At 63.6% G+C, this 9,769-nt stretch carries 10 protein-coding genes; 8 read left to right on the top strand and 2 right to left on the bottom strand.

The window, feature by feature from the left end:
* Positions 1–64 precede the first annotated feature (64 nt).
* From V6M39_RS16655 to V6M39_RS16645, 3 genes are all read left to right on the top strand, one after another.
* Positions 65–361: a DUF1416 domain-containing protein gene (locus V6M39_RS16655; protein ID WP_332644938.1), complete on the top strand. Its 297-nt coding sequence runs from the start codon at positions 65–67 to the stop codon at positions 359–361.
* Positions 362–656: 295 nt separating this feature from the next.
* Entirely contained in the window at positions 657–1,247 is a 591-nt protein-coding gene (locus V6M39_RS16650) for an LPXTG cell wall anchor domain-containing protein (RefSeq protein WP_332644937.1), read from the top strand.
* Positions 1,248–1,395: 148 nt separating this feature from the next.
* Positions 1,396–3,132, top strand: a complete 1,737-nt coding sequence (locus tag V6M39_RS16645) for a DUF4012 domain-containing protein (RefSeq protein WP_332644936.1) — start codon at positions 1,396–1,398, stop codon at positions 3,130–3,132.
* A gap of 23 nt (positions 3,133–3,155) precedes the next feature.
* Here V6M39_RS16645 and V6M39_RS16640 read toward each other — a convergent pair whose 3' ends face one another.
* Positions 3,156–4,271, bottom strand: coding sequence for an LCP family protein (locus tag V6M39_RS16640; protein WP_332644935.1), 1,116 nt, complete (start codon positions 4,269–4,271; stop codon positions 3,156–3,158).
* 94 nt (positions 4,272–4,365) lie between these two features.
* Between V6M39_RS16640 and V6M39_RS16635 the strand changes: the two genes are divergently transcribed.
* The 3 genes from V6M39_RS16635 to V6M39_RS16625 are packed head-to-tail and all read left to right on the top strand — an operon-like array spanning position 4,366 to position 6,330.
* Entirely contained in the window at positions 4,366–4,860 is a 495-nt protein-coding gene (locus V6M39_RS16635) for an FABP family protein (RefSeq protein ID WP_332644934.1), read from the top strand.
* Positions 4,853–5,791 carry a CAF17-like 4Fe-4S cluster assembly/insertion protein YgfZ gene (gene ygfZ / locus V6M39_RS16630; protein ID WP_332644933.1) on the top strand — a complete coding sequence of 313 codons (939 nt, stop codon included), beginning with the start codon at positions 4,853–4,855 and terminating at the stop codon, positions 5,789–5,791. The genes V6M39_RS16635 and ygfZ overlap by 8 nt, the downstream gene beginning before the upstream one ends.
* Positions 5,788–6,330, top strand: a complete 543-nt coding sequence (locus V6M39_RS16625; RefSeq protein ID WP_332644932.1) for an arsenate reductase/protein-tyrosine-phosphatase family protein — start codon at positions 5,788–5,790, stop codon at positions 6,328–6,330. Before ygfZ ends, V6M39_RS16625 begins: the two co-directional genes overlap by 4 nt.
* Here the strand turns inward: V6M39_RS16625 and V6M39_RS16620 are convergent, their stop codons facing one another.
* Entirely contained in the window at positions 6,331–7,734 is a 1,404-nt protein-coding gene (locus tag V6M39_RS16620; RefSeq protein ID WP_332644931.1) for a polysaccharide biosynthesis tyrosine autokinase, read from the bottom strand. It lies immediately after the preceding gene.
* 174 nt (positions 7,735–7,908) lie between these two features.
* Between V6M39_RS16620 and V6M39_RS16615 the strand changes: the two genes are divergently transcribed.
* Together V6M39_RS16615 and V6M39_RS16610 are read left to right on the top strand one after the other, a co-directional pair.
* Entirely contained in the window at positions 7,909–8,154 is a 246-nt protein-coding gene (locus V6M39_RS16615) for a hypothetical protein (protein WP_332644930.1), read from the top strand.
* 56 nt (positions 8,155–8,210) lie between these two features.
* Complete coding sequence (locus V6M39_RS16610) at positions 8,211–9,644, top strand: sugar transferase (protein ID WP_332644929.1); 1,434 nt, start codon at positions 8,211–8,213, stop codon at positions 9,642–9,644.
* Positions 9,645–9,769 lie beyond the last annotated feature (125 nt).

Raw genomic sequence — 9,769 nt, 5'->3', positions numbered from 1 at the left:
GGACCGAATACGGCGCTCTGCGTGCCGTGCCAGTCGCCCTCGGCGACGAGCCGGGTGTCGCCTGATGTGCGGCGCAATCAAGGGCGGTCCGAGCCTCGAAGGCGTCGACGTCGCCAATGAAGCTGTGATCCAGGGCGTCGTCACGCGTGACGGTCAGCCCGTGGGCAACGCGTACGTCCGTCTGCTCGACCGTACGGGCGAGTTCACTGCAGAGGTTCCGACCTCGGCCACGGGCCAGTTCCGGTTCTTCGCTGGCCCGGGTGACTGGACGCTTCGCACACTTGCCCCGAAGTCAGTGTCGGTCGACAACGCCGTGACCGCTGCCAAGGGCACTGTCGCAGAGGTGCTTGTCGCCGTCTGAATCGTTGGTTGCCAGTCCACGGACGCCCTCTCCGCTTTGTGGGGAGGGCGTTCGCTGTGATGTGCTGACCAGCGTCGATGTCGGAAAGACCTTGAAGCGCGCTTGAGTTCGCTTCGTATCAGATAGTGATCGGAAACACGCCTTGATGACCGCAGGATCGCGTTTCTACGCTAGAGTTTTCCCATAACGAACCGCACAGCGGTTCGTTAGCCAGAACATAACGTGATCTAAGCAGGGAGTCACGGCGGATTATCCACTGCAATGACTCAACAAACTCGGACCTTTTGGAGTACGGATGATGAAGATCAGGCTGATTGCCGCCGCGGTGATCGCGGGAGCAGCAACCCTGCTCTCCGCCGGCTCGGCAAACGCAGGCTACCCAGAACCTTCGATCACGATCACAATCGACGACAACATCCTCGTCGGTGGCAACGTATTCACCTATACAGCTGACGCCGGCTCCGTCGAGTGCGACTGGACGATCACCTACAACGAAGGCCGCGCACCGGGCGAGCCCGCCGTTCAGACTGGCAGCGGCACTTCGCTCACCGGCTCGTACGACACCAAGGTTGTGTCGAAGATCTTCAAGTCGAAGATCAAGGCTGTGTGCGAGTACGACGACGGACAGACTGCGTCCACCGAAGAGGCGATCACCGCTCCTGCGTTCTACTCGACCGGCAGCGGCGCGAGCACCCTCCAGACCGCGATTCAGGAGGCCAGTGCTTCCGCCACGGTCACACTGCTTCCCCTCGGTTCAGGCGATGACGGCGACTCGTTGCCCGACACCGGTGGATCCAACCTTTCGCTGATCCTTCTTGGCGGCGGACTGGTTCTTGTTGGCGGTGGCGTCACCTACATGGCTCGCCGTCGTCAGTCGAGCCACTAAGACTGGTACGTAAGATCGTGCACGTCCCGAACTTCGGGACGTGCACGATTCTTTTGTTCGTCGCCCGCGACAACCCGTTCGGAGTGCAATGAGCCAGTCGGCGTATCGATCGCGGAAGCATCGCCCGTGGTACCGCAAGATGACCCGTGTGCACTTCGGATGGGCCTTCGCGGGTCTGCTGGTGCTGGTGCTGATTCTGTTCGGCTGGCAGGCAGCGCGCGCCAGCTCGGCGCTGCGGCTGGCAGCCAATCAGGCCCAGGTCCTGCAGAACCAAATTGTCGCCGGCGATGACGTAGCAGCCAAGACAACGATGGCTGCCCTCGCCGACTCTGCTGATCGTGCCAAGAGCTCGACGGACGGCGTCCTGTGGCAACTGGGTGCGAAGGTCCCGTTCTTCGGCAAGAACGTGTCCGCGGTGCAGGACGTATCGGTCGCCATCGACACCATCGCCCGGGACGCCCTCCCGCCCGTGGTCGAGCTCTCTTCGAAGATCAACCTCAACACCTACAGCCCGCATGACGGCAAGGTCGATATCAAGGCGATCGAGGAGATCGAGCCGTCGGTCTCTGACGCTTCTGCGGCGATCTCCAGGGCCAACGAGCGGATCCGTGGCATCGACGCCGGATCCCTCCTGGTCCCGCTGCGTGGACCGGTCTCGTCCATCCAGGCCAAGGTTGGCGAAGCCCGCAACGCTTCCAAGTCGGCGACCCTGGCCGCGCGCCTGCTCCCTTCGATGCTGGGCAAGAACGAGACCCGTCGCTATCTCCTGCTGATCCAGAGCAACGCGGAGATCCGCGCCACGGGTGGCATCGCCGGCTCGTTCGCAATCCTCACCGCCAAGAAGGGCAGGCTGTCGATGGGGTTGCAGGGCGCGATCCAGGATCTCCGTCCGTTCGAGGAGCCCGTTGTCCCGATGACCAACGACGAGAAGGACGTGTTCTCGTCCGCGCTCGTCACTGACCTCCGCAACGCCAACCTGACTCCTGACTTTCCCCGTACGGCACAGATCACTCGTGCGATGGTGAAGAAGGGTCTTGGCAGGAATGTCGATGGAGTCATCTCGGTCGACCCAGTTGCGATGAGCTTCATCCTCGAAGGCACCGGTTCCGTCAAGCTCAAGAATGGCGCGGCGCTGACGCCGGAGAATGCCGTCGAGGTACTCCTCAACGCGATCTATCGCTTTTACCCGGACGCCACGCAGCAGAACGACACCTTCGAGTATGCGGCGCGCAAGGTGTTCAACGTCGTGAAGTCAGGTCGCGGCGAGTCGCGCCTCGTGATCTCCGGGCTGGTGAAGGGCGCGAGCGAGAACCGGATCATGGTGTGGTCCTCTCACAAGGATGAGCAACAGCTCATCGGTCCGTCGGACCTGTCGGGTGCATTCCTCGGTGATGACGGCAAGACGCCGCGGGTTGGCCTCTACTTCGGTGACGCGGCGGCAACGAAGATGGAGTACTACCTCAACTACTCGACGAGGGTCACCGCCACTCGTTGTCTCGAAGACGACGTCCAGGAGCTCACGTCCACGACGCAGGTCACGTCCAATGCCCCAGCAGATGCAAAGAAAAGCCTTCCCGAGTCAGTCACCGGAAGCGGCTTGTCCACACCCAAGGGCACGATGAGTCTCAACCTTCGCTTCTACTCGCCCTTTGGCGGTGGTTTCACCGAGGTACGGGTCAACAACAAGAAGCAGACGGTCTACGGCGACACCTTCAAGGGCCGCAACGTCACTCGAGTCACGCTGCGGGTCAAACCGGGCGAGACCATCTCGGTGACCACGGGGATGATCTCCGGGCCCAACCAGCCAGGCGATGTCATCTTCTCCACGACACCGGGAATCGTCAGTGCTCGCAACGATGTCGTGACGCCGTCTGCGTGTAAGTAGCGAGGTCAGTCGACGCTGCGGAGTTACCTGACTTCTTCGGGTGCTGGCAGGACGTCGTCGGGGTTGGCCCTGATGTAGGCCGAGACCGAGTCCTTCCGCAGGGCATCCCACAGCTGCATCGCCTTCTGTTCATCGAGCTTCACGATGCTGCCGTAGATCGGGACCGTCTCAGTGCCGGCAATGGGTGCCGTGAGGAATCTGACGTCCTTGGCTTCGGTGCCGCGGAGGGAAAGGGCGAGGCCGCGCATGTCGCCCGCCGACCATTCGGCATCGACTGTGAGGTTCTTGGTGAGTGCGCTGACGGTGTTGATGAGCTTGACCGGGTTGGTCATCGTCCCCTTGTCGAGGATCTTCTTCATGAGCGCGCGCAGGAAGTTCTGCTGACGGGCAATGCGGTCGAAGTCGCCGCGGAGGAGACCATAGCGGGTTCGGACGTAGGCGAGAGCCATCTTGCCTTCGAGGACCTGCGGTCCGGCTTCCCACTGGATCCTCTGCTTGGGATCGTAGAACGCCTTCGGGATCGTGACGGGTACGCCGCCAACTGCCGACGAGAGTTCGCGGAAGCCGGCCCAGTCGATGATCGCGAGGTGCTCCATGCGGAGGTTGGTCAGGTGCTCGACGGTGGAGATCGCGCCGAGGGGTCCGAACTCGGAGAACGCCGCGTTGATCTTGCCCTGGTGCTGCGGGCGGCCCTCAGAGTCGTAGATCGTCGTGAACGTGTCACGGGGGATCGAGGTCAGGTATACGTGCTTTCGATTGGCCGAGATGTGCACGATCATCAGCGTGTCGCTGCGGTACTTGCCGACGGGCCACTCATCGGCCTTGGCGTCCTCGCCAATCGACGAGCCGGACGGCTGACCAGCGATCTTCTTGCCCTTGTCAGAGCCCAGCAGCAGTATGTTGAGCGACTTGCCCTTGTCTGGGTCGGGACGATCGGTGTCCTTGTTGTCGGGCAGCTTCGCGACGTTGTTGAGCTTTGAGTTGAGCATGTAGGCGTAAGAAGCGCCGCCCACGATGGGGACGACGATCAGGAGCGTGAAGAGCGTAATCAGCAGTTTGCGATGCCTTCGGCGAAACGGTTGGCCGCCAGCACGACGCTTGCCAGCCTCGCCGTAGCGACGCTCTCGTCTGCTAGCCATCATGCTCCGTTCCAGTGGGTATCCCGACTATTCTGCCGGGTCATCGCAAGTCCGACCAATCGTGCCCGCCCAGACGGCCGATAGAATCGACCTCATGCCGTTCGAGATTCCGTCTGACCTCCACCCCGACCTCATGCCGATGGCATGGTTGCTCGGCCCGTGGCACGGCAACGGACAGGGCGAGTACCCCACGATCAAGCCGTTCTCGTTCGAACAGGACGTGGTGTTTGCCCACGACGCCAGGCCTTTTCTGCACTACTTCAGCCGCACCTGGATTACGGACGAAGCTGGTGAGCGCGTACGCCCCGGCGCCCTCGAGACGGGCTTCCTGCGACCCGCAGGTGAGGGTCAGGTTGAGCTCGTCCTCGCGCACGCCACTGGCTTCGCCGAGATCTGGTACGGCACGATCGACGGCCCCCGACTCACGCTGTCGACTGACGTCGTCGCGCGTACGTCGACCGCCAAGGACTACACCGCGGGTCAGCGCATGTACGGGCTCGTCGAAGGCGACCTGATGTACGCCTACGACATGGCCGCCGAGGGGCAAGAGATGCAGTCGCACCTCTGGGGACGGTTGCAGCGTGTCTGACGCAAGCCCACTCCTGTCGCTGCCCGGCGCAGTCAGCGGTAACGCGCCGGACAACCTCGTGGCCGCGCACTACGGGTCGATCGCCGGGGAGCAACGCCGCCTCATCGAGGGCGGCACCTTCGTGGACCTCTCGCACCGTGACGTCATCACGGTCAGTGGCCCTGACCGCCTCACTTGGCTCCATTCCTTGACGACCCAGTACCTCGAAGGGCTGGAGCCAGGCGTACGCACTGACGTGCTGCTGCTCTCGCCGCAGGGTCGCATCGAGCACGGATTCTCCGGTGTCGACGACGGCGAGACCTTCTGGGCGCACACCGAGCCGGGCGCAGGCGCTGCGCTTGTGACTTTCCTCGACCGTATGCGCTTCATGATGCGCGTTGAGGTGACGCTGGCCTCTGGTGAGTGGGCGGTGATCGGCCTCCCTCAGCTCGACTGGAAGATCGTGCCTCGCGCCGACCTGAAGGACCTTCCGGCCGAGCTCGGCGACCCGGTCGGACTCTGGGCGTGGGAGGCGCTGCGCATCGAGGCAGGCCTGCCTCGCATCGGTATGGACACCGATGAGCGGACGATCCCCAACGAAGCGGGTCTGCTGAACGTTGCAGTGCATCTCGACAAGGGCTGCTACCGCGGCCAGGAGACTGTCGCGCGGGTGCATACTCTTGGGCGACCTCCTCGTCGGCTGGTGCGTCTTCATCTCGATGGCTCCGTCAACCATCTGCCGGCGGTCGGCTCCGAGGTGACGCTGGATGGCGTACGCGTGGGCTCGATCGGCTCGGCCGCGCGCCATCATGAGCTGGGCCCGATCGCGTTGGCGTTGGTCAAGCGCAATGTCGACCCGGCGGCCGAGCTGCTCGTCGACGGTGTTGCCGCAGGTCAAGAGCTCATTGTCGACCCGGAGGCCGGGCTGCACGTGCGTCCGGTACTACGTTGACGGGGCATCGGCGTTTCGCAATCCTTGCCATCTGCACCGCCAACATCTGCCGTTCCCCGATGATCGAGGTGCTGCTGCGGGCGGAGCTGGACCCCGAGCTGTTCGAGGTCGCGAGCGCAGGCGTCCAAGGGTGGGACCGTCAGCCGATGGACGCCATGGCAGCCATGGAGCTCATGCGATTCGGTCACTCGCCCGGCAAGTTCAGGTCGCACGCGATCGACTCCTACCTTGTCGACTCGGCCGACCTGATCCTCACTGCGACCAAGACGCACCGCTCAGAGGTGCTCGCGCTGAACCCGCGTGCCCTGCGGCGCACGTTCACGCTCGTCGAGTTCGCTGCCCTGTGCGAGAAGATCGAAGCCGCCTACCCGACTGAGCTCGTTGCCGAGGCGGCACGTCAGCGCAGCCTCGCGCCCGCAGACATCGACATCGGTGACCCCTACCGCCGAAGCCCTGAGGTGCATCGCAAGACGGCCGATCAGATCGCCGCTGCAGCACACACGGTGGGTTCGCGCCTCAACGCGCTCGCCCACGTCTGATCAACTACGGCGTGAACCTCTGCGCTGTCCACCGTTTGCCGTCTTGGAGAAGTACTCCGGGCCGTAGCCATATCCATAGCCGTAGCCGTAGCGGCTCAGCTCGCGCGCCGGGCTCATGCTGAGCACCGTGCCGAGCAACCTGGCGCCGACAGCCTGCAAGCGCTCAGTGGCCGTGCGCACCTGCTCGCGACCGGTGGAGCCGTGTCGTACGACGAGGATCGCGCCATCGGAGATGGACGCCAACAGCGATGCGTCCGTGACGGGCAGCAGCGGCGGCGCGTCGATCAGCACGACCTCGTAGCGGTGGCGCAGCTCAGCGATGAGGGCCGTCATGGCCTTGGTCTGCAGGATCTCCGACGGGTTGGGTGGCAACGCCCCGCTCGTGAGCACGTCGAGGCCCGGGGTTCCTGCCTGCTGCAGGGCGGCATCGAGTGCAACGCGACCGACCAGGACGGTGGTGAGCCCGACGGACTTCTCGATCCCGAGGTACTCACTGACGCGCGGACGACGCAGGTCGCCTTCGACCAGCACGACCCGCGTTCCGGTCTGGGCGAGGGCAATCGCAAGATTGCAGGCCGTTGTCGACTTGCCCTCGCCGGCAAGAGAGCTCGTGATGGTGATGACCTTGTGGTCCCGATCGACGTCAAGGAACTGAAGGTTGGTGCGCAGGATGCGTACGGCCTCGAACCGTGGGTGGTGCGTGCCGAGGGACGTGATGAGGGGAGTGCTCGCGGCGGCCCGGTCGTACGCCATCGCTCCGAGCACAGGTGCTCCGGCCAGCTCCTCGAGCTCCGTCGGTGTCCGGACACTGCGATCGGCAAGCTCACGCCAGGTGGCAAACAACAGTCCAGCCAACAGACCGAGGCCCGCGCCGATGGCTATCCACAGCGGGCGCGACGGGTAGAACGCTGCGGAAGGCGTCGCCGCATCTTCAACGACATTGGCGCTCAGCGCGGTGTCAGTGTTCGGCTCGCCGTCGGTACCCTCGATGACGTTGTCGGCCTGCTCGTCCTCGAGCCAGCTGACGAACTGCTCGGCAGACTCCTGGGCTATGCGTGCGGCCGTCTGCGAGTTGTCGCTCTCAGCCGTGACGCGCAGGACCGAGGTGTTCTTCAGGACTCTGGCGTCGAGGCGACGATCCGTTGCAGCGACGCTGTCGGAGAGGCCGAGGCTCTTGACGACGCGGCCGGCAATCGTACGACCACCCAGAACGTGGCCGTAGGACGCGACCGTGCGCGAGTCCACGGCGTGGGTGCTCTCGGCTGGCGGCGGCCCGATCAGCACATCAGCATGGGCGGAATAGCGCTGCGTCGCAGCGCTCAGCAAGCCCACAGCGACAGCAATTCCAAGCAGGGTGAGCACGACGATTGAGGGCCAGCGTCGGCCGAGCTGTTGGGGCGACACTGCGTCTCCTTCGCGGTTCGACGTCTTCTGAACGGCACGAGCATGCCACATGATCGCCGTCTAGATTGGCGCATCGCGGAGAGACGTTGCGTAACTCTGCTCCCACAGGCTCGTTTCTCTTTACACCGGCAAACTCTGCGTGAATTTTTGCAGGCTACTTTGGAGAGATGGTGCATGGACTACACACCAATCGGAGTCGGTCGCGTTCTTGTGGCCTTTGCCCTCACCATCGTGGTGGCTCTGCTGCCCGTGGCGGCAGTCCTGATGAATCACTCCCCCGCGACAATTAGTACCCCCGGCGGCTACGGTGGGTTGGTGCTCGGGTTGGGCATCGTCCTGTTGGTGACGGCTCTGATTGGACTCTCTCGGCTGACAGTCGCCGCCAAGCGACGTCCCGTCGGGCGGCCTTCCCAGGCGTGAATCCGCGAGTGGGGTCAACCGCTTCGGTGCTGAACAGGCAGGAGCGGGAGGTGGCGGTGAGTTCCGCAAGTCGCGAGACGGGTGCCGGATGGCAGCGCCGCTACGGCAGCATCCTCGTACTCTCCGACTTCATCGTCCTGACGTGGGTGTTTGTCACCGCTCACATCGTCTGGGCTTCAAAGCCCCACTGGGACGATCCAAGTGGTGCTTACGAGACCAAATGGCTCGCCACGTCGATCATCACCCTGGGGATGTGGCACCTGGTGTTGACTCTTGCCGGCACACGAGACCCGCGGGTTCTCGGAGGCGGAGCTGAAGAGTACAAACGGGTCCTCAATTCCACTCTGGTGATGTTCTCGTTCCTAGCGTTCATCAGCTACGTCGCCGCGATCTCGCCCCCTCGTACGTATGTCGTCGTCGCGTTGCCGTTCGGACTGCTGATGCTTGCTCTCAGTCGTTGGGCGTGGCGCCAGTGGCTGCAGGTCCAGCGACAGTCGGGTCGGATGACCCACCGTGCGATCGTTGTCGGCAACCGCGAGTCCGTTGAACACCTTGCGGCCGTTCTCGGTCGCCATGAGGGCTTTGGGTATCAGCTCGTCGGCGTGTGCCTGACGGGACCGGATGCAAATGATGGGGTGTCGGGGCTGCCGGCAGTGGGCAACGTTGACGCTTTGAGGGCGGCTGCTGCATCGGTCGACGCTGACGCGGTGATTGTCACCTCGTCGGACGCGACCCACCCCGACATGGTGCGCCGACTCGGCTGGGATCTCGAAGGACATGACATCGAGATCATTGTTGCTCCCTCGCTCGCGAACATCGCCGGGCCGCGTGTCCATATCCGACCCGTCGCCGGTCTTCCGCTGCTGCACGTGGAGAAACCGGCCTACCGTGGCGGCGCTCGATGGGCCAAGGGCACGCTGGATCGCGTCGGCGGCTGGACGTTGCTGCTCATTGGGTCGCCGATCTTCATTGCCGTGGCCATCGCGGTCAAGGTGTCGAGTCCCGGAGGCGTGTTCTTCGTCCAGGAGCGGGTCGGACGAGACGGCAAGACGTTCGGCATGATCAAGTTCCGCACGATGGTGGACGGCGCCGACGAGATGCTCGATGAGCTCACCCCAGACACCGGCAACGCCGTGATGTTCAAGATGCGTGACGATCCACGCGTGACCCGCGTCGGCAAGTTTCTGCGCCGATTCTCGCTCGATGAGCTCCCGCAGCTGGTCAACGTCGTCAAAGGAGACATGAGCCTGGTCGGCCCTCGTCCGCCACTGGTGTCAGAGGTCTCGGGTTACGCAGCCGACGCTCGCCGACGCCTGCTTGTACGCCCAGGCATCACCGGACCGTGGCAGATTTCAGGGCGTTCTGACCTCAACTGGGAAGAAACAATGCGCCTCGATCTCTACTACGTGGAGAACTGGTCAATTGTCGGCGACATCTTGATCCTCTGGAAGACGTTCAGAGCGGTCGTGCGGGCCCACGGTGCCTACTAGCCAGCATTCGTTGCATTCGGTGTTGCACCGATAACCTTGTCCCTATGACTGACGACGAGGTTCGCGAATCCCCGACGTTCGCAGACCTCGGATTGATCGAACCGCTCGTACGCGTGTTGTCTTCC

The sequence above is a fragment of the Aeromicrobium sp. genome, assembly GCF_036675695.1.
Lineage (GTDB): Bacteria > Actinomycetota > Actinomycetes > Propionibacteriales > Nocardioidaceae > Aeromicrobium.
This window is presented reverse-complemented; position numbering and strand designations above follow the sequence as displayed.

Excerpts from the sequence above, each read along its gene's own strand:
- V6M39_RS16650 (WP_332644937.1), top strand. The coding sequence starts at position 657 with ATGATGAAGATCAGGCTGATTGCCGCCGCGGTGATCGCGGGAGCAGCA.
- V6M39_RS16655 (WP_332644938.1), top strand. The coding sequence starts at position 65 with ATGTGCGGCGCAATCAAGGGCGGTCCGAGCCTCGAAGGCGTCGACGTC.
- V6M39_RS16615 (WP_332644930.1), top strand. The coding sequence starts at position 7,909 with ATGGACTACACACCAATCGGAGTCGGTCGCGTTCTTGTGGCCTTTGCC.
- V6M39_RS16640 (WP_332644935.1), bottom strand. The coding sequence starts at position 4,271 with ATGGCTAGCAGACGAGAGCGTCGCTACGGCGAGGCTGGCAAGCGTCGT.
- V6M39_RS16635 (WP_332644934.1), top strand. The coding sequence starts at position 4,366 with ATGCCGTTCGAGATTCCGTCTGACCTCCACCCCGACCTCATGCCGATG.